The organism is Allocatenococcus thiocycli (assembly GCF_921292965.1).
GTDB classification, from domain to species: Bacteria; Pseudomonadota; Gammaproteobacteria; order Enterobacterales; family Vibrionaceae; genus Vibrio; species Vibrio natriegens.
Genome location: NZ_CAKLCK010000045.1, coordinates 21,136 through 46,788, shown reverse-complemented (window position 1 = coordinate 46,788; position 25,653 = coordinate 21,136). Strand labels below are relative to the sequence as shown.

At 45.2% G+C, this 25,653-nt stretch carries 21 protein-coding genes; 5 read left to right on the top strand and 16 right to left on the bottom strand.

Translation table 11 applies throughout. The annotated features are described in order from the left end of the window. Positions 1–77 precede the first annotated feature (77 nt). Both fusA and radA read right to left on the bottom strand, forming a co-directional pair. Positions 78–2,168 carry an elongation factor G gene (fusA, locus tag L9Q40_RS18645; RefSeq protein ID WP_014232859.1) on the bottom strand — a complete coding sequence of 697 codons (2,091 nt, stop codon included), beginning with the start codon at positions 2,166–2,168 and terminating at the stop codon, positions 78–80. A gap of 205 nt (positions 2,169–2,373) precedes the next feature. Then, positions 2,374–3,753 carry a DNA repair protein RadA gene (radA, locus tag L9Q40_RS18640; RefSeq protein WP_014232860.1) on the bottom strand — a complete coding sequence of 460 codons (1,380 nt, stop codon included), beginning with the start codon at positions 3,751–3,753 and terminating at the stop codon, positions 2,374–2,376. A gap of 121 nt (positions 3,754–3,874) precedes the next feature. On the opposite strand from radA, the gene L9Q40_RS18635 reads away from it, so the two are divergent. Continuing rightward, positions 3,875–6,223, top strand: coding sequence for a PilZ domain-containing protein (locus tag L9Q40_RS18635; RefSeq protein ID WP_498794188.1), 2,349 nt, complete (start codon positions 3,875–3,877; stop codon positions 6,221–6,223). Between the two features lie 64 nt (positions 6,224–6,287). On the opposite strand, the gene serB is transcribed toward L9Q40_RS18635, so the two are convergent. Further along, the gene (gene serB, locus L9Q40_RS18630; RefSeq protein WP_014232862.1) at positions 6,288–7,268 is read right to left on the bottom strand and encodes a phosphoserine phosphatase; all 981 of its coding nucleotides are present in this window, start codon (positions 7,266–7,268) and stop codon (positions 6,288–6,290) included. Between the two features lie 91 nt (positions 7,269–7,359). On the opposite strand from serB, the gene L9Q40_RS18625 reads away from it, so the two are divergent. Beyond that, positions 7,360–7,965, top strand: a complete 606-nt coding sequence (locus L9Q40_RS18625) for a YtjB family periplasmic protein (RefSeq protein WP_014232863.1) — start codon at positions 7,360–7,362, stop codon at positions 7,963–7,965. 83 nt (positions 7,966–8,048) lie between these two features. Here L9Q40_RS18625 and deoD read toward each other — a convergent pair whose 3' ends face one another. The 12 genes from deoD to ubiT all read right to left on the bottom strand — a co-directional run bounded on the left by deoD (position 8,049) and on the right by ubiT (position 19,621). Beyond that, positions 8,049–8,768 carry a purine-nucleoside phosphorylase gene (gene deoD / locus L9Q40_RS18620; RefSeq protein ID WP_014232864.1) on the bottom strand — a complete coding sequence of 240 codons (720 nt, stop codon included), beginning with the start codon at positions 8,766–8,768 and terminating at the stop codon, positions 8,049–8,051. A gap of 138 nt (positions 8,769–8,906) precedes the next feature. Then, a complete protein-coding gene (locus L9Q40_RS18615) occupies positions 8,907–10,127 on the bottom strand; it encodes a phosphopentomutase (RefSeq protein ID WP_065297323.1) in 1,221 nt (406 codons plus the stop codon). A gap of 83 nt (positions 10,128–10,210) precedes the next feature. Further along, positions 10,211–11,539, bottom strand: coding sequence for a thymidine phosphorylase (gene deoA / locus L9Q40_RS18610; protein ID WP_014232866.1), 1,329 nt, complete (start codon positions 11,537–11,539; stop codon positions 10,211–10,213). Between the two features lie 252 nt (positions 11,540–11,791). Further along, positions 11,792–12,568, bottom strand: a complete 777-nt coding sequence (gene deoC, locus L9Q40_RS18605) for a deoxyribose-phosphate aldolase (RefSeq protein ID WP_014232867.1) — start codon at positions 12,566–12,568, stop codon at positions 11,792–11,794. Positions 12,569–13,118: 550 nt separating this feature from the next. After that, a complete protein-coding gene (locus L9Q40_RS18600) occupies positions 13,119–14,402 on the bottom strand; it encodes a NupC/NupG family nucleoside CNT transporter (RefSeq protein WP_014232868.1) in 1,284 nt (427 codons plus the stop codon). 204 nt (positions 14,403–14,606) lie between these two features. Next, entirely contained in the window at positions 14,607–15,380 is a 774-nt protein-coding gene (locus L9Q40_RS18595; protein ID WP_498794187.1) for a TatD family hydrolase, read from the bottom strand. After that, positions 15,367–15,549: a DUF5363 family protein gene (locus L9Q40_RS18590; protein WP_014232870.1), complete on the bottom strand. Its 183-nt coding sequence runs from the start codon at positions 15,547–15,549 to the stop codon at positions 15,367–15,369. The genes L9Q40_RS18595 and L9Q40_RS18590 overlap by 14 nt, the downstream gene beginning before the upstream one ends. Before the next feature lie 153 nt (positions 15,550–15,702). Continuing rightward, positions 15,703–17,292: a peptide chain release factor 3 gene (gene prfC / locus L9Q40_RS18585; RefSeq protein WP_065297327.1), complete on the bottom strand. Its 1,590-nt coding sequence runs from the start codon at positions 17,290–17,292 to the stop codon at positions 15,703–15,705. 166 nt (positions 17,293–17,458) lie between these two features. Next, positions 17,459–17,914: a ribosomal protein S18-alanine N-acetyltransferase gene (gene rimI / locus L9Q40_RS18580; RefSeq protein ID WP_498794186.1), complete on the bottom strand. Its 456-nt coding sequence runs from the start codon at positions 17,912–17,914 to the stop codon at positions 17,459–17,461. A 72-nt stretch (positions 17,915–17,986) separates the two neighbouring features. After that, complete coding sequence (locus L9Q40_RS18575) at positions 17,987–18,385, bottom strand: DNA polymerase III subunit psi (protein ID WP_498794185.1); 399 nt, start codon at positions 18,383–18,385, stop codon at positions 17,987–17,989. 221 nt (positions 18,386–18,606) lie between these two features. After that, positions 18,607–19,110 (bottom strand): GNAT family N-acetyltransferase, encoded by a 504-nt coding sequence (locus tag L9Q40_RS18570; RefSeq protein ID WP_065297330.1) that lies wholly within the window; start codon positions 19,108–19,110, stop codon positions 18,607–18,609. Then, positions 19,094–19,621 carry a ubiquinone anaerobic biosynthesis accessory factor UbiT gene (gene ubiT, locus L9Q40_RS18565; RefSeq protein ID WP_014232875.1) on the bottom strand — a complete coding sequence of 176 codons (528 nt, stop codon included), beginning with the start codon at positions 19,619–19,621 and terminating at the stop codon, positions 19,094–19,096. Before ubiT ends, L9Q40_RS18570 begins: the two co-directional genes overlap by 17 nt. A 352-nt stretch (positions 19,622–19,973) precedes the next feature. Between ubiT and L9Q40_RS18560 the strand changes: the two genes are divergently transcribed. The 3 genes from L9Q40_RS18560 (at position 19,974) to L9Q40_RS18550 (ending at position 24,044) form a co-directional block, all read left to right on the top strand. Then, positions 19,974–22,013 (top strand): sensor domain-containing protein, encoded by a 2,040-nt coding sequence (locus tag L9Q40_RS18560; protein ID WP_498794184.1) that lies wholly within the window; start codon positions 19,974–19,976, stop codon positions 22,011–22,013. Between the two features lie 118 nt (positions 22,014–22,131). Further along, complete coding sequence (ubiU, locus tag L9Q40_RS18555) at positions 22,132–23,145, top strand: ubiquinone anaerobic biosynthesis protein UbiU (RefSeq protein WP_498794183.1); 1,014 nt, start codon at positions 22,132–22,134, stop codon at positions 23,143–23,145. Positions 23,146–23,165: 20 nt separating this feature from the next. Then, the gene (locus L9Q40_RS18550) at positions 23,166–24,044 is read left to right on the top strand and encodes a U32 family peptidase (RefSeq protein WP_498794182.1); all 879 of its coding nucleotides are present in this window, start codon (positions 23,166–23,168) and stop codon (positions 24,042–24,044) included. Between the two features lie 54 nt (positions 24,045–24,098). Here L9Q40_RS18550 and L9Q40_RS18545 read toward each other — a convergent pair whose 3' ends face one another. Next, positions 24,099–25,445, bottom strand: coding sequence for an MATE family efflux transporter (locus L9Q40_RS18545; RefSeq protein WP_498794181.1), 1,347 nt, complete (start codon positions 25,443–25,445; stop codon positions 24,099–24,101). Positions 25,446–25,653 lie beyond the last annotated feature (208 nt).

Below are 25,653 nucleotides of genomic sequence, written 5' to 3'. Positions count from 1 at the left end.
TGACAAAATTATTTTTTGAGATTAATAAAAAGCCCCGCACTAGGCGGGGCTTTAAAATCATAGAGTTAACTTAAGAATTATTTCTTAGCGTTACGCTCTTTAACGTCAGAGATTACTTGCTCTGCAACGTTGTTTGGACATGGTGCGTAGTGTGAGAACTCCATAGAGAACTGACCACGACCAGAAGTCATTGTACGTAGAGTACCGATGTAACCGAACATTTCTGATAGAGGTACATCACCCTTGATACGTACGCCAGTAGTACCAGCTTGTTGGTCTTTGATCATACCACGACGACGGTTAAGGTCACCGATTACGTCACCAACGTGATCTTCTGGAGTGAACACGTCAACTTTCATGATTGGCTCAAGAAGTTGCGCGCCAGCTTTAGGCATAGACTGACGGAATGCGCCTTTAGCAGCGATTTCGTAAGCGATAGCTGAAGAGTCAACTGCGTGGAAACCACCGTCGAATAGTTCAACTTCTACGTCTAGAGTTGGGAAGCCAGCTAGAACACCAGTTTGCATCATGCCAGCGAAGCCTTTCTCAACTGCAGGCCAGAATTCTTTAGGTACGTTACCACCAACAACTGTTGATTTGAACGCGAAGCCTGAGTTTGGCTCACCTGGTTTGATACGGTAGTCGATTTTCGCGAACTGACCAGAACCACCAGACTGCTTCTTGTGCGTGTAGCTGTCTTCGATTGCTTGAGTGATAGTTTCACGGTAAGCAACCTGAGGAGCACCTACTTCTAGCTCAACGCCGTAAGTACGTTTTAGGATATCAACTTTGATATCTAGGTGAAGTTCACCCATACCACGTAGGATAGTTTCGCCTGATTCTTCATCTGTCTCAACTTGGAAAGATGGATCTTCTGCAACCATTTTACCGATCGCGATACCCATTTTCTCAGAGCCGCCTTTATCTTTAGGCTTAACAGCGATAGAGATTACTGGATCTGGGAAGATCATTGGCTCTAGAGTACATTCGTGCTTAGGATCACATAGAGTGTGACCTGTTTGAACGTTCTTCATACCAACAACAGCGATGATGTCACCAGCTTGTGCTGAATCGATCTCGTTACGCTCGTCTGCGTGCATCTCAACCATACGGCCGATACGCTCTGTTTTACCAGTTGCAGAGTTAAGGATTGTGTCACCTTTCTTCATCTTACCAGAGTAGATACGGATGAATGTTAGGGCACCGAAACGGTCGTCCATGATCTTGAACGCAAGCGCTTTTAGTGGCTCATCTGCAGATACAGTTGCAACTTCACCAGTTGGTTCGCCAGTCTCTGAATCAGTTAGAGGCTGAGGATCTACTTCTGTTGGCGCTGGTAGGTAATCTACTACCGCGTCAAGAATAAGTTGGATACCTTTGTTCTTGTACGCTGAACCACAGTAAGTTGGGAAGAATGCTAGGTCACGTGTACCTTTACGGATACAACGTTGGATGTCTTCTAGAGATGGCTCTTCGCCTTCTTCTAGGTAAGCCATCATTAGATCTTCGTCTTGCTCTAGAGCAGTTTCGATTAGCATTTCACGGTATTCAGCAGCTTTGTCTACCATGTCTGCAGGAATATCTTGAACTTCGTAGTTCTCTGGCTGGCCAGACTCATCCCATACGTAAGCTTTTTGGCTTAGTACGTCTACAACACCTACGAAATCTTCTTCGATACCGATAGGTAGAGTCATTACTAGAGGAGTTGCACCTAGAACGTTTTGTACTTGGTCTACAACTTTGTAGAAGTCTGCGCCCATACGGTCTAGTTTGTTAACGAAGATCAGACGTGATACGTGTGATTCGTCAGCGTAACGCCAGTTAGTTTCTGACTGAGGCTCAACACCACCAGAACCACAGAATACACCGATACCACCGTCAAGTACTTTTAGAGAACGGTAAACTTCGATTGTGAAGTCAACGTGTCCAGGAGTATCGATGATGTTTAGACGGTGATCGTTCCAGAAACAAGTTGTTGCTGCAGACTGGATAGTGATACCACGCTCAGCTTCCTGCTCCATGAAGTCAGTAGTAGTTGAACCGTCGTGAGTGTCACCAATCTTATGGATCTTACCAGTTAGCTTTAGGATACGCTCTGTAGAGGTAGTTTTACCCGCGTCTACGTGAGCAAAAATACCAATGTTTCTGTATTTTGATAAATCAGTCATTGTCTTACTCTGTTAATAAGGTATAAAGTGCGCGCAGAGTATATCATATTCTGTCAATACTGATACCCTTGCGTGCAGATGGAAGAAAAAAATTTTTAACGTAAATTTTCCATCCTCAAAGGATAGCCAAATATAACGATTTGTGTGCTTTATTCGCTCTCTTTGAAAATGGATTTTACATATTTGAAACGCCTAGTTTAGCGCTTTATAACTCATCAAAAGCTTCGATTGCCTCTGATAATTTCTTAACCCCATGAATTTGCATGCCCGGGATGCCACCTTTTGGCATATTAGCAGCTGGTACAATTGCTTTCTTAAAGCCGTGTTTAAACGCTTCATTTAATCGCTCTTGCCCACTCGGTACAGGACGAATTTCCCCCGCTAAGCCAACCTCACCAAAGATAACCACATCTTTGGGTAGAGCCCGATCACGAAAGCTCGATAACAACGCCATGACTAACGCAAGATCTGCACTGGTCTCAGTGACTTTTACACCACCGACGACATTCACAAACACGTCTTGGTCTGCCATTTGTAACCCGCCGTGTTTATGCAGCACAGCCAGTAATAAAGATAGACGGTTTTGTTCGAGGCCTACAGCCACTCGGCGTGGGTTAGCGAGTTGCGAATAATCCACCAGAGCTTGTATCTCAACTAATAGAGGGCGAGTCCCTTCCCAAACGACCATAACTGAAGACCCTGAAGTCTCTTCTTCACCGCGAGAAAGGAAAATCGCCGATGGGTTACTCACTTCTTTGAGGCCCTGCCCTGTCATTGCAAATACGCCAAGTTCGTTCACTGCACCAAAACGGTTTTTGTGACTGCGCAACGTTCGGAATCGGCTATCAGTGCCGCCGTCTAGTAACACTGAACAGTCAATAATATGTTCAAGAACTTTCGGGCCAGCGAGCGTACCATCTTTGGTTACGTGACCAACGATAAATACCGCAACATTGTTTTGCTTCGCGTATCGTGTAAGCGCTGTCGCGGACTCACGGACCTGCGCGACACTACCCGGCGAAGACTGAACATCAGAAACGTGCATCACCTGAATCGAGTCAATCACCATAATACGAGGTTGCTCTTTCTCAGCAATTTGACAGATCTTATCCACGTTGGTTTCAGATAACATCTTCAGGTGATCTTTTGGCAACCCAAGACGAGAAGCACGCATCGCAACCTGTTGCAGCGATTCTTCACCCGTTACGTATAAAGTCGGCATTTGTCCCGACAAAGAGCACATGGTTTGCAAAAGCAACGTTGACTTACCTGCTCCGGGGTTACCACCAATCAATATCGCAGCACCGGGAACGACACCGCCACCAAGCACACGATCAAGCTCTTTAAAGCCACTGGTAAAGCGTGGCACTTCTTGCAGGTTAATTTCTGATAACGTTTGTACCTGAGATTCTGTCGCAGAACCTGCATAACCACTTAAGCGTTCATTGCGGGCGACGGTCGGCGAAGCAGCAATTCGTACTTCCGTAATCGTATTCCATGCACCACACGCATTACATTGCCCCTGCCAACGCGGAAAGTCTGCGCCGCAATCATTACAAACATACGCTCGTTTTGCTTTCGCCATGATGCCTCAATTTTTAACAAATGTGACCAAGCACTGCCAACTGACTTGAGAACTGAATATACTCAAGGTTTACTGCGCTTAGCCGATACAATTCAAATAACGACATACTCTAACAGAAATAATGCTGCAATCTGAAATTCTCTCGCTCGCGGAACGGCTCATCCCAGTCTATGGTTCTGTAGACTTTGATTTTGTCCTTGGCCAATTGACCGAGGACGCGCCACCTTCAGCCAAAATTTTGGTCAAGATAGAATTAAACCGATTAATGGCACCGTGCAAAAAAAGCATTGATTTACGCGGTCGTGTTAACGGGGAATGCAGAAAATACATATTTGATGGCATTCCACACTGGTTAGATGATGTAGCATTCAATGCCTATCACAAAAGCACCAGAAAGTATGGTGGCTATACCGAAGGCGTCTGGGAAACGCTTATTAGCACCCGGAATAATTTTCGAGTAATGGGCAAACAAGCTGTCGAAGAACATCGCTCCTCCCTATCTGAGACTCAAAACCCGTTTAGTGCCGTACCTATCCAATTAGGTTTTGACTTAAAGCGTCAGGAAAAGCGTTTAAAAGTCCAGTCACAAGTAGAAATACATCGTTCAAAAGGCCAACTGCTCCACGGTGTAAGCATTGATCTATCAAGCTCTGGTGCAAAATTCAAAGTGCCCAGCGCCTTTAAATACAACCTTGGTGAAATCATTGAGGTGACTTTTACCGACTTTGCCAGTAAATCTCAATTAGCCGGAATTGAAAAACCTCTGACTTATCGGATTCTGGCTGTTGAAGACTGCTACGAAAATGATGCCATTCGATATCTGAGAACCATTCTCCTAACCGAAACCAATGTGATCGACAGAGTCATTGATGAAGCGCTAAATAGCGATGCGAAACGCACACGTCATGATAATCAGGATAAGATCATTCGGGCTCGTACGCGCGGATATGAGCATTTGGCTCTTAAACACACCAGCAACTTGCCACTGTTCTTTCAAGGAAGCGAACTCAAACTTGCCATGCTAACGCCGAATAATCAAAAGCTATGGCAATACTGGCACGATGAACGTAACCAACAAGTTTTTGGCTCCCTGTTCCATGAAGAAAGAATGACATCGCTGATTACACCGGGAGTAAAAGGCACCACTAACGTTCTCTATTCATTTACTCACGAGCACGATAACAAAACTTATTTCTATTCGATGCTGAGACCGGAAGCAACCAGAGAGCAACGCCAACTATTCTGGCATTTAGGAGCAAAGCGAAAAAGCTGGCGAGTTTTTCGCGTGTCTATCTTCGAACTTTCCGAGCAAGAAAAAGAGGAACTCGCCTCATTTTCATCAGAGCTGGCAGAAACCTCGAATTTACTCACTCATGTGGGGATCTTGCAAGAAATCTCGGACGAAGCTTCAGGACAAGACTATCTGTTAACCGAAAAGCCTCGTTTGCCTTCAAACACCTTAAATGCGTTTCGACATCCGAGGCGAATAACCGGCCAACCCAAAGGGATGTATTTTGATGCGCAATCTCGGCGTAAAGAGCCTCGCTATCGATTTAAAACGCCACTCGCGTTAATGTCGGAGCAGGTAAATAGTTCGGGATACAGTGTTGATATTTCGAAGCGAGGACTCGGAATTCAGCTAGAAACTCCAGCCTCCTTGCGCGCAGGTCAAGAGGTCACCATTAACTTTCGTGAACTGCAATTGTACGATAGCAACTTGCCGCTATCCGACGTGCCTTATCGAGTCGTGCGAGTCAGCCCCGATGGTCATAGAGTTCAATTGGTCATTGGTCAAAGTAGCAAAGCACGTAGAGTGATCGCATTTCTTAATAAAGTCATTGAGCATAATAAGAACAAGTTGCTTCAGCAGGCAGATGTGCTGCCAAGCCATGAGCTACTGGAGAGGTTGCATAGTACTATTCTTTCCAGAAGCCTGAGTTCTCCGGTTTTCATTAGTAAAACATCAACGGGATCATTTAAAACACCGGTTATCGGTGTAAATCTGCCCTTGCCCAAACATGTTGAGATTTTTGCTCAGATTGGTCATGACAATAAGTTTATTCTGGATCCGATCTTTAAAGGTCGTACGAGCACTCTGATCGCAGACCTAATCAAACGTATAGAAGGCGTACAGGAAAAACACGAAGACATTTACATCAGCGCTTCAAAAATCGGTAACAAGGTTACTGGTATAGAGTCCAAGCTGCATCAGGATTTTAGCAGCCTGAAAGAGCGCATTCAGTTTATAAAAAAAGCGCGCATGATGGGCGATTTCTATGTTCTGCGTCTCTCTACCGCGCCTATTTTTGAACCTATGACCTCTCTACTGCAAAGAGACTTGAGTGAGTTAACCCAGTTTAGTGTGCATCAGGCAAGCAAACTAGAAAAAGAGCTTACTGCACTTATCGGTTACAGTGAGTTTGAAGACATCACGGAAGAAGTACTCGTTAGATTAGAGCTAACCGAATAAAAAACACCGCCCTGTTCGGCGGTGTTTCAATATTGAAGCAAGTTAGCTGTCTTTTACCAATAGGCTATGGCTTAGACTTCCAGCTAATTTTCTGTTGTTTAACCAGCGCCCCTGACAGGATACAAAGCACACCACCCAAACCAGAATAACGAATCGCAGATTGAGCCTGTGCCTCGACTTTCGGTTTCGCATGGTACGCTATACCCAAACCAGCAGCAGACATCATCACCAAATCATTCGCGCCGTCACCTACCGCAACCGTATTATGCTGCTCGATTTCGTACTCATCCGCTAATTCAACCAAAATATCGGATTTCACTTGCGCGTTGACGACGTCACCAAGCACTTTACCCGTGAGTTTTCCGTTGATGATTTCCAGCTTGTTCGAGCGAGCGAAATCTAACCCCACCTTATCTTTGATGTAATCAGAGAAGTAGTCGAAGCCACCAGAAGCAATCGCGGTTTTCCAGCCCAACGCTTTCATTGTAGCAATCAGAGCTTCAAAGTCTTGCATGAATGGAAGTTGCGAGCGTACTTGTTCAAGAATAGATTCGTCAGCACCTTTGAGTTTGCCAACTCGTTGACGAAGGCTCTGTTCAAAATCCAGTTCTCCTTGCATCGCACGTTCTGTAACTTCAGCGACTTCTTCGCCAACACCAGCCAACTTCGCAATCTCATCAATGCATTCAATTTGAATGGCTGTCGAGTCCATATCAAACACAATGAGCCCTGTGGTTGATAAATCAGGAACTTCATTGAGTGATGCGTAATCTAAGTTAAGGCTTTTTAAAATCGTTTCGTGTTGAGACGTAAGTTCACCTGACATCAATGCGACTTCGTACTGACCCACCTTCCATGTTTCTAGGACCGGATTGTAAAAACCAGTATAAAAGTCAATGTCTTCAAAATGACGCGGTGAAAGGTAAGTAGAAAAAATAATCCAATTTGCTTTGGCTCTATCCAACTGAGAGGCAAAGCGAGTTTCAGGCAGTCGATTTAAAAGTGTCGTATGTTTTCTTATAGGCAAGCTTTTTGACGCGTCCATGTATATAATCCTTGGTGACTTTGCTAAAACGTTACCTCAACAAACTAAAAAGGCAAGTCTTTGTTTTATTTTAAATGGATGAGTAAAGAGCATGAGTGAATCCTTGTTCTCAGTAAGGAATGCCCTACGAATTCTGGCGCTAATACTACTGTGTGTGATGCTATTTATCACGATAAAAAACAGTGTAGTCATCAGTAAGGGCAACGAAAAAATTCAAGCACATCAGCTTGAGACACTCACCAAGGTTTTGATCTCGCAGGCATCTTTGTCTGCCAGTGAAATGATTGTGAACAATGATCAGGAGCGATTACTGCAGTTGACGAATCAACTCGCACAAGATCGTCTGGTATTTGATGCAACCATTTATGATGCACAAGGCGTGCGCCTGGCCTCCAGTGAAGAAGCATTATCAGTACGAGAAGTTTTGGGATTAGACACCCCACTGGCAACCGCTTCAATTGGTCGACAACAACTGGTTGAGCCTGTCATTGCAGACGGTTCTGTTGTCGGTTTTGTCCGAGTGACGTTCGAAACAGGCCGTGTTACCGCGATTTCTGACCACCACTATCGCAAAAGTGATCGCTACATGTACATGATGGTCTTGATGAGTTTTGTGTGTGGCATGCTGTTCATTATGATTTTACGCAGGCAACCAATTCGCAGAAAGAAGGCAGAAAACCTCCTGCTAACCAAATAACTCACCGGTAATCAGAATTGAATATATAAACAGCCCGCATTGTGCGGGCTGTTTTTTAGGTGCTTAGTTGCGATTACTGGGGCTTACTCTTTATCACCAAGTAATACCGAATCCAGTGCAATCAGCATCATGTCGTTGAACGTGGTTTGACGCTCATCTGAAGTGGTTTGCTCGCCAGTTTTGATGTGGTCAGAAACCGTACAGATGGTTAGTGCTTTAGCACCGTATTCTGCTGCTACACCGTAAATACCAGCCGCTTCCATTTCAACACCCACAATACCGTACTTGTCCATTACATCGAACATTTCTGGATCAGGCGTGTAGAAAAGCTCTGCAGAGAAAAGGTTACCCACTTTCACATCAATGCCACGTGCTTTTGCTGCGTCTTCTGCGGCACGAACCATTTTGTAATCAGCAATGGCAGCGAAGTCATGGCCTTTAAAGCGAATGCGGTTTACTTTTGAATCCGTACACGCGCCCATACCGATCACAACATCACGTACTTTGATGTCTTCATTCACAGCGCCACAGCTGCCAACACGGATGATCTTTTTCACACCGAAGTCTTTGATAAGTTCTGTCGCGTAGATCGAACATGATGGGATGCCCATACCGTGGCCCATTACAGAAATTTTGCGACCTTTGTATGTTCCTGTATAACCGAACATGTTACGAACGTCACACACTTGAACAACGTCTTCAAGGAAAGTTTCTGCGATGTATTTTGCACGTAGCGGGTCACCCGGCATCAGTACTACGTCTGCGAATGCACCCATTTCAGCATTGATATGTGGAGTTGCCATTTTTTTCTCCTTAACCTTTCTCTAGCGCTCCGCGCTTAAGGCGCTGTCAGCCAGAGTCTTCTCATTTCCGACAAGCAGCACTTTCATACTGCAAACATAGAACTAGGAGCATTACGCTCCCAGTTTTTAGTATCCCGATTACAGGAAGTTCTTACCGTATTCCATTGGTGAAGTACCGAAGTAGCTCGCCAACGTTTGGCCGATATCTGCGAACGTTTCGCGGCGACCAAGAGAGCCAGCAGGCACTTTTTGACCGTAAACCAATACTGGGATGTGCTCACGAGTATGGTCTGTACCTGGCCATGTCGGGTCACAACCGTGGTCCGCGGTTAGGATAAGTACGTCGTCTTCATCCATTAGCTCTAGCACTTCGTTGATGCGACCATCAAAGTACTCAAGAGCCGCAGCGTAACCCGCCACATCACGACGGTGGCCATAAGCTGAATCGAAATCTACAAAGTTAGTGAATACGATGGTGTTATCACCTGCTTCTTTGATCTGCTCTAGCGTAGCTTCGAACAGTGCTGGGATACCTGTTGCTTTCACTTTCTTAGTGATACCGCAGTTTGCGTAGATATCGGCAATCTTACCGATAGAAACAACATTGCCTTGTTTCTCTTCTACCAATTTCTGTAGAACAGTAGCTGATGGCGGCTCAACTGATAAGTCACGGCGGTTACCAGTACGTTCAAACTGACCTTTGCCCGGGCCAATGAATGGACGCGCAATAACACGGCCAATGTTGTAATCAGCGAGCTCTTCACGAGCGATTTGGCAAAGATCTAATAGACGATCCAGGCCAAATGTCTCTTCGTGACACGCAATCTGGAATACCGAGTCTGCTGAAGTATAGAAGATAGGTAAACCTGTCTTCATATGCTCTTCACCCAAATCATCCAGAACTTGAGTACCAGAAGCATGGCAGTTACCTAAGTAGCCATCTAAGCCAGCACGCTCGAGAATGCGATTCGTCAACTCTTCAGGAAAGCTGTTAGTTTTGTCACTAAAGTAACCCCAATCAAATAGAACCGGCACACCAGCAATTTCCCAGTGACCAGACGGAGTGTCTTTACCAGAAGACAGCTCAGCCGCGTGACCGTAAGCACCGATGATTTCTGCATCTGCGTCTAGACCAGGAGCAAAGCGACCTGTTGATTCTTTATGTGCCATAGCCAAACCAAGTTTAGATAGGTTTGGAAGACGAAGTGCACCTTGACGTTTGTCGTTATCTGCTAAGCCTTTTTCACACTGGTCCGCAATATGACCTAGAGTGTCTGAACCTACATCACCAAATTCTTTAGCATCAGCCGTTTCACCGATACCGAATGAGTCTAGTACTAAAATAAATGCTCTTTTCATTGCTCGTTCCTTAGGCCCACTCGGCGAATAAGTATGGTTGAGTAGGCCTTATGTAATTACTTAATCAGTTAGGGTCTGGTGACCTAGATATCTTCTGCACGAATCTGACGGTAAACCTCTGGGGTTGGTGTGTATTCACCACCTACTTTGATTGCACTGCGTAGTGCTTTTGCCGCTTCTTCCCACTGCTCTTCACTGCGAGCGTGGATAACAGCCAGAGGCTTATCACTATCAGCGACCTCACCCAAACGGATGAACTCATCAAAACCAACCGCGTAGTCGATTTCATCCGTTGCAACACGGCGACCACCGCCCATCGCAACCACAGCCATACCGATAGCACGTGTGTCCATCGCAGAGACAATGCCTGTTTCCGTCGCATACACTGGCTTGATGATTTCTGCTTTTTCTAGGTAGTTTTCGTAGTTTTCTACGAAGTCTGCTGGGCCGCCTAGACCTGCAACCATCTTGCCGAAGCATTCTGCCGCTTTACCGTTGTCGAGCACTTCCATCAGTTTCGCACGTGCGTCATCTGTATTTTCTGCCAGCTTACCAAGCACCAACATTTCCGCACACGACGCCATTGTGACTTCAAGCAGACGTGGGTTTCGGTATTCACCAGTCAGGAAACGAACCGCTTCACGCACTTCAACCGCATTACCGGCTGAAGACGCTAGAACCTGGTTCATGTCTGTCAGAATTGCTGTTGTTTTTGTGCCAGCGCCATTTGCTACCGCAACGATAGATTTGGCTAGCTCTTCTGATGCTTCATAAGTTGGCATGAATGCGCCCGAGCCGACTTTTACGTCCATCACTAGAGATTCCAAGCCCGCAGCCAATTTCTTAGACAGAATCGATGCCGTAATTAGGGAAATGTTATCAACGGTAGCCGTGATATCTCGGGTTGCGTACACGCGCTTATCTGCCGGAGCGAGATCGCCCGTTTGGCCGATAATGGCAACGCCAGCGTCTTTCGTCACTTGACCAAATACGTCGTTAGTTGGCGTGATGTTGTAGCCTGGGATTGACTCTAATTTATCGAGTGTACCGCCAGTATGACCAAGGCCACGACCAGAGATCATTGGTACGAAACCACCACACGCCGCCACCATTGGGCCAAGCATGAGAGAGGTCACATCACCCACGCCACCTGTAGAGTGCTTATCGACAATAGGGCCGCCAAAGTTCATGTGGCTCCAGTCGATAACCATACCTGAATCGCGCATTGCACAAGTAAGGGCAATACGCTCATCCATGGTCATTTCATTGAAGAAAATAGTCATAGCAAATGCCGCGATCTGACCTTCAGATACTGTGTTATTTGCTACGCCTTGAATAAAGAAGTTGATTTCGTCAGCAGAAAGAACTTCGCCGTCACGTTTTTTACGAATGATTTCTTGCGGTAAATACATTAGTGCCTCCCAAGCTCGATGAAAGCTGTGGTTAAAGTAGGACAGAGGTAAAACAGAGGGCGATGTTCCACCACCCTAAATTTAAAACAGACGTTAAGTTTTTATTCGTCATCCCCTAAATAGTTGGCGTTGCAGCTAGGCGACAAGTAAGTTCAGCCCTATGAGCATAGGTTTTCTATGTGATTAGGGCGGCCGGCGCTCCGGTGAACTTACACAGTCAACAACGCTGCAGCGTCAAATATGACGGGTATGTTAGTACGCTGTTGGATCAGCCGTTTCGTCTGTTACTTCTAATGTATTTAACAGGTTAGTTAGCAGGCTTGACGCACCGAAACGGTAGTGACGAGCATCAACCCAGTTATCACCTAAAATTTCATCTGCCATTGCTAGGTAAGCCGCTGCATCTTCTGCAGTACGCACACCACCAGCAGGTTTGAAACCAACTGTTTCTGCTACACCCATATCACGAATTACTTCTAGCATCATTCGAGCGTATTCTGGTGTTGCGTTCACAGGCACTTTACCTGTTGAAGTTTTAATAAAGTCTGCACCCGCTTCGATACAGATTTGTGAAGCTTTTTTGATTAGCGCTTCTTCCTTTAGTTCACCCGTTTCGATGATTACTTTAAGAAGAATGTCACCACAAGCTTCTTTACATTGCTTAACCAGTTCAAAGCCCACTTTCTCATCGCCCGCCATTAGTGCACGGTATGGGAACACTACGTCAACTTCGTCTGCACCGTAAGCTACCGCTGCTTTAGTTTCAGCAACTGCGATCTCGATGTCGTCGTTTCCGTGTGGGAAGTTAGTCACAGTCGCAATGCGAACCTCTGGTGTGCCTTGCTCACGAAGTGTCTTCTTAGCAATAGGAATAAAGCGAGGGTAAATACAGATTGCAGCCGTGTTGCCTACTGCTGTTTTCGCGTCATGACATAGTGAGATCACTTTTGCATCAGTGTCGTCATCATTCAGCGTAGTTAGATCCATAAGTTTTAGTGCACGTAGTGCTGCTGCTTTTAAATCGCTCATTTCTATCTCCGATCAATATTCAAAAAATTCACTACTCAGCCTTACATCGCAACTCTAACTATAATCAACGAGTTGAGATTGTGTAAAAAATGACTCAGCAGTCTATTTATGAACGGACTTGGTTCCATGAAGACTCGGCATATACAGCGAAAATTTCTTATGCCAATTGCTATCCTTGTCACCGCACAGTACCAATTTGGCCTATGGCACAACAATCTATGATTGCGGTGTCTTTACTATCATATCTCTCCAACAAAATGCCGTTGAGATCTAATATTTCAGGGTAATTCATTTACCCATCGATTAGGTTGTATCCACCTTGTGATGTCTACATTATAGATATTCATCGCAAAACTGTAGCACCAAATAGAGCGCAAACGGTTTGTATCTCAAAATTTCCAGGTTTCTATTCTCTAGTCCGTCAGTTAAGACCCCTTACATTTGACGCACTAAAAGTTTTCAGCCCTGAAAACGAAAAAAGCCCCGCAGCAATTTCTTGCTACAGGGCATGATTTAATATGGCGTCTATATATTAAAAACCAGTTCTAAATTACAGAGCTGCTAGGCTTAAGCAGAAGCCTGCTATTGTCGCTGCCATTAGGTTAGACAACGTACCAGCTAGTACTGCTTTAACACCCATGCGAGCGATATCTGGACGACGGCTTGGCGCTAGACCACCCAGACCACCTAGTAGGATCGCGATAGAAGAAAGGTTCGCGAAGCCACACAGTGCAAATGAGATGATAGCCGTAGTCTTCTCAGACATTACTTCACCAGTTGCTGCGATTACTTGAGCGTTTTCACCGATGTAAGGCGTGAAGTTCAAGTATGCAACGAATTCGTTCACTACAATTTTCTGACCGATGAAAGAACCAGCAGTTACTGCTTCAGCCCATGGAACACCGATTAGGAATGCTAGTGGAGAGAACGCGTAACCCAGGATTAGCTCAAGAGTCAGCTCAGGCATACCGAACCAACCACCGATGCCGCCTAGCATACCGTTAACAAGAGCAATCAGACCTACGAATGCGATTAGCATTGCACCTACGTTTAGTGCTAGTTGTAGACCAGAAGCTGCACCGCCCGCTGCCGCGTCGATTACGTTAACAGGTTTGTCGTCACCGCCGTCCATTGCCTCTTCGATACTTTCATGAGGCTGATCAGTTTCAGGGTGAAGAATTTTAGCGAATAGTAGACCACCAGGTGCTGCCATGAATGATGCTGCAACTAGGTATTCTAGAGGTACACCCATTGATGCGTAGCCCGCTAGTACACCACCAGCAACAGAAGCTAGACCACCACACATTACCGCGAATAGCTCTGATTGAGTCATTTTTGGAACAAATGGGCGAACAACTAGCGGTGCTTCAGTCTGACCTACGAAAATGTTAGCTGCTGCTGACATTGATTCTGCACGAGAAGTACCAAGCGCTTTCTGTAGTGCACCACCAAGAATCTTGATAACCCATTGCATAACGCCAATGTAGTACAGAACTGAGATCAGAGCAGAGAAGAAGATCAGTGTAGGAAGAACACGGAATGCGAAGATGAAACCACCGCCACCGAATACTTCGAACATCTTGTTAGAAACAAGACCACCGAACAGGAATGATGAACCATCGTTACCGTAGTTGATAACGTTAGATACACCACTAGAGAAACCGTTTAGTAGATCACGGCCCCAAGGTACATAAAGAACAAATGCACCTAATGCGAATTGGATAGCGAATGCACCACCCACAGTTCTAAAGTTGATAGCTTTGCGGTTAGATGAGAATGCTAGTGCGATAGCAAGTAGCACAACCATACCAACCAGGCTCATAAACAGGCTCATAGTTTATGACTTCCTTATAAGTTATTTATTGGCGTGTAACAAAATGGAGCTATAAAAGCGGGGCAATTATACTCATGCATCATCAATTAAAGTAATGCCGCCCTCACACTTTCCCATAAGATTCATTATTGATTCACCAATCTTTGTGATAGAACTCACAATAAAAAGGAAAACGTTTTCGAATCTAAACAGTTTCTTTGAATTCTATTCACATATTGAGAAGGCAAAATTGCTATTTTTCCACAGTTGCGACGCAATCGATTGCTTTTCTCCTCTACGCAACTCTACGAGCACATTTAATACATGAATGAGTTTCGCCGGGTGGTTGGGCTGCCCCTGATATCCAAGTATAGGCATATCTGGAGCGTCTGTTTCGATAAGTAGGTTTTCTAGGGCTAATTTTTGAATTGCGTCGCGGGTTTTTTGGGCTCGTGGGTAGGTAATAGTACCCCCTACACCGATGAAAAAACCTAATCTGACCCACTCCATCGCTTGCTGATAGCTACCAGCAAAAGCATGTGCGACACCGCCTTTAGGTAGCTTCGCCGCTTTGACCATTTGAATAAGTCGATTGTGCGCTTTTCGGCTATGTAAAATGACCGGAAGGTCGAAACGTCTGGCGAGCTCAAATTGAGTTTCAAGCACCTTTTCTTGCAACTGAGGATCGACGTCAATAGCAAAATCTAATCCGCACTCGCCTATTGCAACACACTGTGGCGGCTTTTGTTTGAGATAATGCTCCAGCTTAGCAAGGTGCTGCTCAAAGTTCTCTTCAAGAAAATACGGATGGAACCCGAGCGCATAGTATAAGTGTGAGTATTTCTCGGCTAAGGTTTGAATGCGTGACCAGTTTGAAGGTCCGACTGAGGGTATCAGGATTCGTCTCACCCCTTGTTCTTGAGCAAGAGCTAGGTTGTGCTCAAAATCATCCTGAAACACGTCAAAATCAAAATGACAGTGCGTATCAAAGAGCTTCATCTTGTGACTTTCTATTGCTCTCGGCAGATTTCGGTGCTGCGTTTGGCTCCTCACTCTGATGAGCTGGATCTTTTCTATAAGGCACACAGCTGCGTTTTTGATCCGGCGTGAGCCCCATCTCTTTGCACCAATCGTCGTAGCGCTTAATGCCTCTTTTCAACCAATTCATTTTTACTCCGCTATCTCTAATCACTTATTTACTTTAATGGATATCGTCCAATCCACATCATTTCTGCTGATATAAAAACGCCCTTGACTAAGTCTATAGCCAAGGGCGTTTTAAAATCCAGTCGCGGTGTAAGCGAGCTTCAGTTAACGTCGATTAGTGCTCACGAGTCGCACGGAAGTCAACATCCGGGAAGCGCTCTTTCGCTAGGTTCAGGTTAACCATTGTCGGCGCGATGTACGTTAAGTTGTCACCACCATCAAGTGCTAAGTTGCTCTGATTCTTACGTTGGAACTCATCCAGTTTCTTCGCGTCACCACACTCAACCCAACGAGCCGTTGCCACGTTTACGCCTTCGTAGATTGCTTCTACGTTGTATTCAGATTTCAGACGAGCCACAACCACATCAAACTGAAGCACACCAACCGCACCAACGATCAGATCGTTGTTTTGCAGTGGACGGAACACCTGCACTGCCCCCTCTTCAGACAACTGAACCAAACCTTTCAGCAGCTGCTTCTGTTTTAGTGGATCTTTCAGACGAATACGACGGAACAATTCCGGTGCAAAGTTCGGGATACCAGAGAACTTAAGTGATTCACCTTGCGTGAAGGTATCACCAATCTGGATAGTACCGTGGTTATGCAGACCGATAATATCACCAGCGTAAGCGTGTTCTGCACGTGAACGGTCACCAGCCATGAAGGTTACCGCATCAGAGATACTTACTTGTTTACCTAGACGAACGTGGTTCATCTTCATGCCTTGAGTGTAAGTACCCGATACGATACGCATAAAGGCGATACGGTCACGGTGTTTTGGATCCATGTTTGCCTGAATCTTAAACACGAAACCAGAAAACTTCTCTTCTGTCGCTTCAACTTCACGCTCAACCGCTTGACGAGTTTTTGGCGCAGGCGCCCACTCTGTCAAACCATCCAACATGTGGTCAACACCGAAGTTACCTAATGCCGTACCGAAGTAAACTGGTGTTAGCTCACCAGTCAGGAATGATTCCAGTTCGAACTCTGGACAAGCACCCATTACGAGTTCAAGCTCTTCACGTACGCTTTCTGCCAGATCTGCACCGACTTTTTCATCAAGCTCTGGGTTGTCCAAACCTTTGATAATGCGAACTTCCTGAATCTCATGACCATGGCCAGATTCGTAAAGAATCGTCTCGTCACGGTGAATGTGGTACACACCTTTAAACTCTTTACCACAGCCAATCGGCCAGGTAATTGGCGCACACATCATGCCCAGTTCGTTTTCAACTTCGTCCAAAACTTCCATTGGATCGCGAACGTCACGGTCAAGTTTGTTCATGAAGGTGACAATTGGTGTATCACGAAGACGCGTAACTTCCATCAGTTTACGAGTACGATCCTCGACACCTTTCGCTGCATCGATAACCATCAAACAAGAGTCAACCGCGGTTAATGTACGGTAAGTATCTTCAGAGAAGTCTTCGTGCCCCGGAGTATCCAGTAGGTTAACCAGACAATCGTTATAAGGAAACTGCATCACAGAAGTGGTTACAGAGATACCACGTTCCTTTTCCATTTCCATCCAGTCAGATTTAGCATGCTGAGCATTACCACGACCTTTAACGGTACCTGCTTTTTGGATCGCGTTTCCGAATAAAAGTACTTTTTCGGTAATGGTTGTTTTACCCGCATCCGGGTGAGAAATAATAGCGAATGTTCTACGTTTAGAGACTTCGCCTAGAAAAGGTGTATTTGACATGAAACTGGTCTTCTTTGATGTCTGTATGCTTGCCTGAAAAGCAAACGCACATTTTAGATTCAATTTTGCGCGGTATTCTCGCTTATTATTGCTTTAGGGGCAACAGATCGCTTTATGGGCTACTGATTGCTCTAGGGGCAACATCCCGAATGAAGTCTGTGGGTAACTAATGGAAGAAGATATAACTCATGATGATCGCATCTTCTTTACCATTCCCTGTTTTGGCAGGGTAATAGTTATAACGGCGGTCCAATTCATTAAAACCCGCTTGTTCATAAATGTGGATGGCAGCGTGGTTACTTTCTCTCACTTCCAGCCAAGCACTTTCTGCTTTTACTTGCTCACAGTGATATAGAAATGCATCCAGCAATTTTTGACCATGGCCTTTGCCTTGTTGCGAAGGATCGACTGCAATATTCAGCAGTGTTACTTCTCCGACAATGTTCTGAGCATAAAAATAACCAAGGACCGAGTCACCTTCTACCATCACATGGTGACAAGCCCCTCGGCTTGATAAGTCACGAACTAATGACTCAGCCCAAGGGTGAGAATGCGCTTGCTGTTCGATTTGCCAAACCTGTTCCAAATGCGCGTCACACATCGGGATAATTTCAATCGTCATTTTTTAACCTATTTAACGCTTAGCTTGCGATACGCCTTAGATTCGTATCGCATACCATGGCTTTTATCAGCATTACGAATAAGAACAAATTTGCTGCCAAAGTGCTCTTTTTTGCTCGTTGTTCCCATCAATGTCCTGAAGTAATGGTGAAGCGAGTTGCTTGATGTTTGGATCCCCATTCACATCACACCCGGAGAACCATACCCACTCCAACTGATGCTCCCCTAGTAAAGGGAAGCGTTCAGGCTCCAGATGCATGGCTTGATCGAGGGTTAGCTTCATACTCTTAAGTATTTTCTCGAATAGGATTGCTGACTCATTCACAGGACAGATTGGGGAAACCAGTAGAAGCTTGCAAGCACTTGGCAGATCAATCACTGGTGATTGATAGCCCGCTAACCTATCTGGATGAATCAACTCCCAAGTGCTGATTCCCATTTCATGTAAGTACTGTTTCTCGTTAATCGACATTTTTCGTCACCTGTTTGAACCAGGCAATACTATCAAATTATGGTGACGATACCTAACAACCAAAGACATTGGATGTATCGATGAAGGAATAAGGAAAATAAAAAGGAAAGGAAAAGATTTAACTAGAATTCGACGTTAATACGTTTGCAAAGTCATCACTTTGCGATTTACTACAGCGATTGCAAAAGCAGCCGGTTCATAACCACCAGCTGCTCAGGTGCTTATAAGTCGTCGAACTCAGGCGAATAATCAATGCGACCAGAACGTCCTGCACATTGGCCTTCAACAACTTCAGCAATACGGAACGCACCTTGAGGCACTTCCCATGCGCATTCAAACCCCATCTCATCACAAGCTTTAAAGCCCTGACGAGCGTAGTAATCTGGTGAGCCAAGCACGACACATACCGGATAACCAAAATCACGCAAAAAGTCGAAACCTTCTTTGATCAACTCGGCTCCGATACCCTGACGTCGATAGTCTTCGTGTACCGCTAATGGCGCGAGTCCCTGCCATGACAAATCTTCACCATTTAAGGTAACTGGGCTAAATAAAGCATGACCAATAACTTCCCCCTCATCCGTACACGCCACCAATGACAAGGTCAGCTTGCCATTTTCACGTAGTCGCATCACTAAATTAGCTTCTGCGTCAGTTGGAAAAGCGTGTTTCAATAAGCGGTCAATGGTTAGAATGTCCGCAGGGGCTTCAGTTCGAATAAGCATTCGCTACTCCGGGTTGTTGTGCAGGCTCTTGAACCCCTTTTTGGACAAAATCCGCCAATTGATTCAGAGCGACTTGCATGGCTTTTGGTAACTGCTCTAAGTCCACACTGTCCATTAAGTTTTTCACTTCTAAGCCAAGCTCAGTGTCCCCTTCAATAGAAAGGCGACGTTGGAAGAACAACGTGTCAGGGTCTTCTTTACGACCAGCAATTAATACTAGGTCGTTTAGATTACCACTAAAACTCACATCTTCCTGAACTGGTTTTTCAGCAACAAGCAAGTTTTCATCTTGATAGCTGATGTACCATGCTAAATTCAAGTCTTTAATCGCAACTTTTAACCACTTATCTTCCAGAAATTCAAAATCGCCATCTTCCAGCGCCTCTTTGAATATCATTTTCAGACCTTCAAGTAGGGCTTTTTTCTGAACCGTTTGAGGTAATAACTGGACTGGAGAGCGCAAGATATTGGCTGCGTTCTTGACTAGTTGACTGCGAATCTTGTTTAACACGTTCATTATCCGTTACTTTATCATCAGGGCGATCATATTAAGCAATTGTGTGAAACTGATTCCTGTTATGCATCAATAAACAGCTTGTTTTCAGATGACCAAAAATGCTTCGTTTTTTGACCTTACGTGTATTATTGATGAGAACAATGAGATAAACGCTTTAACAACTCTATTTTCAAAGTTATAGTGAACGACCGTATTTTGGTGGCAATTAACAACTCAATTCAAATAAGTCAATGACTTAACGAATGGTGGTCGGTTAACTCGTTGAACGTCACCGTAGCAACTTTTTTCAACTAGCACGTTTAAAACGGGCGAGCAATCTGGCTCATCGGAGATCGGTAACAACCTAATGCCTTCCCAGCAATTACAACATTGGTTTGCCACGCTAACCTCAAATAGCCCTTTCTTTTTCGCCATCCTTGATAAAAAACACAATTATCGAATGGTGAGTGATCGCTATTGTGATATCGCCGGATTGAGTAATGCAGAGATCATCGGACTCAACGATGTCCACGTTTTGGGAGAGCAGTTTTATAAAAAGCTGGCACCTTATTATCAACGCGCTTTCGATGGTACGCATATAGAAGCCGAGATTACTCTGGATGAAACGGATCTAGAAACCAGCCTGCATTTTAGTTTGTCGCCAGTATATGAAGGTAATGAAATCCGGCATGTGGTTTTTCATGCTGTCGATACCTCAGAGAAACAAATTCTTGTCCGCTCCCTAGAAGAGTCAGAGAGCAAGTTTGCCAAACTCACCCAACTTTTGCCCGATGGTTTATTACTTATCGAAGAAGATGTGATTATTTCGGCGAATCCAGCATCGGCAAGGTTGCTCGGGATAAACTCACCGCATGATCTGCTTGGCGAAAAGCTTAGCCGTTTGTTCATTGATGAAAATACTAAAAAAGTCTTCGGCCACCCTTTAAGTACGCTAATTTCAGATAAACCTTTTATTTGCCTAACCAGCGCGCGATGTGGGTTTGAGCGTAAAGTACAGCTTCATGCTGATTCAACGGCCATTCTGGGTAGTACCTCACAAATCATTTTGATTCAGGATGCCGACAATGCACCCAAGAATTTATCGGCATCTTTGGGTGAAGATGCGAATATTGACTCCCTGACCAAGTTGTACAACCGTTTTGGTTTTACTAAACGCCTGGAACAACTGATCAAAAAGCAGACACCACTACTGCTCTTCTATCTGGATATCGATAACTTTAAAAATATCAATGATTCACTGGGCCATCATATTGGTGACAAAGTGATCCAAGAGGTCTCTGCACGCCTGAAGCGATTATTACCAAGTCAGGCAATTCTTGGGCACCTGGGGAGTGATGAATTCGGTATTCTGTTACCGGAGCCTGAAAATGCGCGAATGGCTGAAATTCTGTCGGATCGCATTATCTCTCTGATCAACCAGCCTTTCGATCTACATCACTTTAGTAAACGTCTTGCTTGTTCAATTGGTAGCGTCCGCTATCCAGAAGATGGCCAAGATGCCAGAATTTTACTGCAAAACGCCGATACTGCGATGTACGAGGCGAAAGATCGCGGGCGAAACCGACTGATCAAATTCAACGATCAAATGAATAAAGAAGCGCGTATGCGTTTGTGGCTGGAAATTGAGCTACAAAAAGCACTGCAGCAAAATGGTTTGGAAGTCTGGTATCAACCAAAAGTAAACGCGCGCGATTTTAGTATCAATGGTGCAGAAGCACTGGTGCGCTGGAAACACCCTGTCGAAGGTTATATTAGCCCTGGTGCATTCATTCCTGTCGCCGAACGAGCGGGGTTGATCGAGCACCTTGGACGAGTGGTGATGCGTGATGTTTTCAATACAGTAAAACGCTGGAAGCAGCAAAGTGTATTGCCAGGGCGCGTCGCGATTAACTTATCTCCCGAGCAATTTGGCAACCCACAACTTATCGACTTTATGGAAAAGTTACTGCGCACGACAGAGCTGGATCCAAGCTGTATTACGTTTGAGCTAACAGAAAGCGCCGTGATGAGCGACAGTGAACATACATTGCAAATGCTAAACGCCATCAAAAAACTGGGGTTTGCCCTGTCGATTGATGACTTTGGAACCGGGTACTCGTCTCTCTCTTACCTAGCCCGCTTCCCTATTGATGAACTCAAAATAGACCGCGCTTTTATTAGTGATATTGACACACTGCCTAAGCAAGTAACCGTTATCGAAAACATTATCAACCTGGGTAAATCCTTAGATTTATCCGTGGTCGCGGAAGGGGTCGAAACTCATCAGCAAGCGACGTTGCTTTCTAACCTGCAATGTCACTCGATTCAGGGCTTCCACTTTTACCGCCCGCAACCTAAACACGAAATTGAAGAGCTCTTTGTGCAAAATCGTCGTCACAAGAATTAACTCGTTACTCCCAAAGAGTAAATATTGAGTTTATTGAGCTAAACCTAACTTAGGTCAATTTTGCTATTCATAATCCTTCATAAAATGCGAACACCTTTTTCTCAATGATTATGAGCATATGGAACTCTTGTGTCCTGCGGGCAACCTGCCTGCATTAAAGACTGCTATTGATTGTGGCGCAGATGCCGTGTACATCGGCTTTAAAGACGATACCAATGCACGTCACTTTGCTGGATTAAACTTTCATGGCAAGAAGCTAGAGAAAGCGGTGCAATACGTTCACGACCGCAACAAAAAAATCCACGTAGCGCTCAACACATTTGCCCATCCAAATGGTTTTGAACGCTGGACAAATGCCGTAGACAACGCTGCATCATTGGGCGTTGATGCTCTTATCGTCGCTGACATCGCGGTATTGGAGTATGCGGCGCGAAAATACCCAGAGTTAGAGCTTCATCTCTCAGTACAAGCCTCAGCCACCAATGTGGCAGCCATTGAGTTCTATAAACAGAATTTCAACGTTAAACGTGTCGTACTGCCACGAGTCCTGTCTATTCATCAGGTTAAACAGTTATCGCGTAATATCACAAGCGATTTAGAGCTAGAAGTGTTTGCCTTTGGTAGTTTATGCATCATGTCTGAAGGCCGCTGTTATTTATCGTCGTACATGACGGGTGAATCACCGAATACCGTTGGCGCTTGCTCACCAGCAAAATACGTACGCTGGCAAGAGACCGAGCAAGGGTTAGAATCGCGACTCAACAACATTCTGATTGACCGTTACAGCGAAGGGGAAAACGCGGGTTATCCGACCTTATGTAAAGGCCGCTTTGAAGCGGAAATCGAAGGTGAGAAAAAGCGCTACCACGCACTGGAAGAGCCAACCAGCCTGAATACGCTGTCTATGCTTCCGGAACTGTTTGCAGCCAATGTTGCGTCAGTAAAAATTGAAGGCCGTCAGCGAAGCCCTGCTTACGTAGAACAAGTAACTCGCACTTGGCGAGCTGCGATTGACCGTTATCAGGCAAACCCTGCCGCGTACCAAGTGGAAGAAGCCTGGAATGCAACGTTAGCTAATGTATCAGAAGGCACGCAAACCACATTAGGCGCTTATCACCGCGAATGGCAGTAGAGGTAAAAATGGAAAATTCAATGAAATACGCACTTGGTCCATTACTCTATTTCTGGCCAAAACAAGATATTGAAGCGTTCTATCAACAAGCCAAAGAGAGTACCGCGGACATCATCTATCTAGGTGAAACGGTCTGCTCTAAACGACGAGAAATGAAACCAGCCCATTGGTTTGATATCGCAAAAGAACTCTCCGCTGCGGGTAAACAGGTCGTGCTATCAACCATGGCGTTGCTGGAAGCACCAAGTGAAGTCAACATCATGAAGAAATACATCGATAATGGTGATTTCGCGATTGAGGCCAATGATGTTTCTGCGGTTCAGCTAGCCTCAGAGCACCGAGTGCCGTTTGTTGTTGGCCCGGCGATTAATACCTACAATGCCCATACACTGAACCTATTCCTCAAACAGGGTATGACGCGCTGGTGTATGCCTGTGGAACTGTCGCGTGATTGGTTACGTGATACATTAGCGCAATGTGAGAGTCTTGGTATCCGCAATAAATTTGAAGTAGAAGTGTTCAGCCATGGCTACCTGCCATTAGCCTACTCGGCTCGTTGCTTTACGGCGCGCGCTGAAAACCGTGCAAAAGACGATTGCGAGACCTGCTGCATTAAGTACCCGACAGGCATTCAGGTAAGCAGCCAAGAGGGCCAGGAAGTTTTCAACCTTAATGGTATCCAAACTCAGTCTGGTTACTGCTACAACTTAATCAATGACTTACCTGGCATGCAGGGATTAGTGGATGTGGTACGACTTAGCCCACTTGGTATCAGCACTCTATCGGAATTAGATCAATTCCGTGCCAATGAACAGGGCGAAAAACCTCAGAAACTCGAAGACCGTCAATGCAATGGTTACTGGCACCAACTAGCAGGTCTGGACGTCAAAAATATCTGACTCTAGATATACATAAAGCGAGGTCAATGCCTCGCTTTATTTTGCTTGTTTCTGTCAAGACGATTGCAAGCTAGGTTCAACTGGGCTCTCACTAAGCAACTTCTTCACATCACGCCACAACATACTCATTACGACCAAACTTAACGCAATGTTAGACAATGGGAAGGCAATCCAAATCCCCACCACGCCGAATATTTTAGGCATGATAAACAGAAATGGTAGCTGAACCATAATATTACCAACTGTAATGAACATCGCCTTACTGCCTTTGTTCATCGACTGATAATACGCGGCCGAGACCATTAAGAAACCATCTAAGAACAAGGCAAACATGTGAAAGCGGATACCTATCACTGCACTTTCAATTAACTGCTGATCCGAGCTATTAAAGACCGAAACGACCTCATAAGGGAAAACGTTCAACAAGGTAACAAAAGCAAAGCCTCCCAGCACCGCGGTGCCCATGGCTATCTTTAGCAGCTTACGAATATTTTGCGGATTACGCGCCCCATGGTTATAGCTCACCAGAGGCTGCATGCCATTAGCAATGCCCTCTGCGACTAAGAAATAAACCGTGACGATATAACCGAGAATCGCATACGCACCAATCAATAACGCACTGCCATATTGAGCGAACAACGAATTATGCAGTGCCACCATGATCGAGCCGTAAGCGTACATAAAAAAGCTCGAGCTTCCGATCATCACGACCTTAGGCACAATATCAAGCTGTACTTGCAGATCACCAAAACGTAAGCGCAGCTTGGCTTTGGAACTGAAGAAGTAACCAATACCAAGAACCGTCACGACCATCTGTGCCAGCGCGGTTGCAATGGCAGCACCGGTCAACTCCCACCCCAACCAAGCAATAAAGACATAATCTAGCGAGATGTTTATCGCAGCACCTGTCACCATCAGTATCGTGGCTAAGTTAGGGCTATCATCGTTTCTCAATAAAAATGGCGCAGCGATCGATCCAAGCGTGAATATGCACGACACAATTAATATTTGTAAGTACTGTAGACCTAGCTCGTATACTTGACCTTGCGCCCCTTGCCAACGAATAAAATCGTCCGCAAAGTAGAAAAGAACCGCAGCAACGACTGGCATTAATGCGGCGAGTAATAATAACCCGGTAGATAAAATGCGTTTGGCTCCGTCTTGGTCTTGTTCACCACGCTTGATGGAAACAAGAGCCCCCGTGCCGACGCCAACCATCATGCCGACACCTAAGATTGTCCCAATCACAGGCCATGCCACGTTGATTCCAGCCAGCCCATCAGCACCAACATAGCGGCCAATAAAAATGCCGTCGATCACTTGATACAAACCATTCACCAACATGGCAGCAACGGTTGGAATCGTGTACTTCCAAAACTGTCTATATATCGAGCCTTGCATAACAACCACCAACAGTTAGCAAAGCTAACCAATTAATATTAATAATTATTTTTTTCTGTCTGGACAAAAACATGTATAACAAAACACGAACAGGAAACGTGATGAGTTCTCATCACGAAAGACTAACCAGAGAAAACTCTCGCCTTTACTTACCGGAAAAGAACATTCGTCGAATCACACCAGCATCAAAAAACCGCTCAGTGAGCGG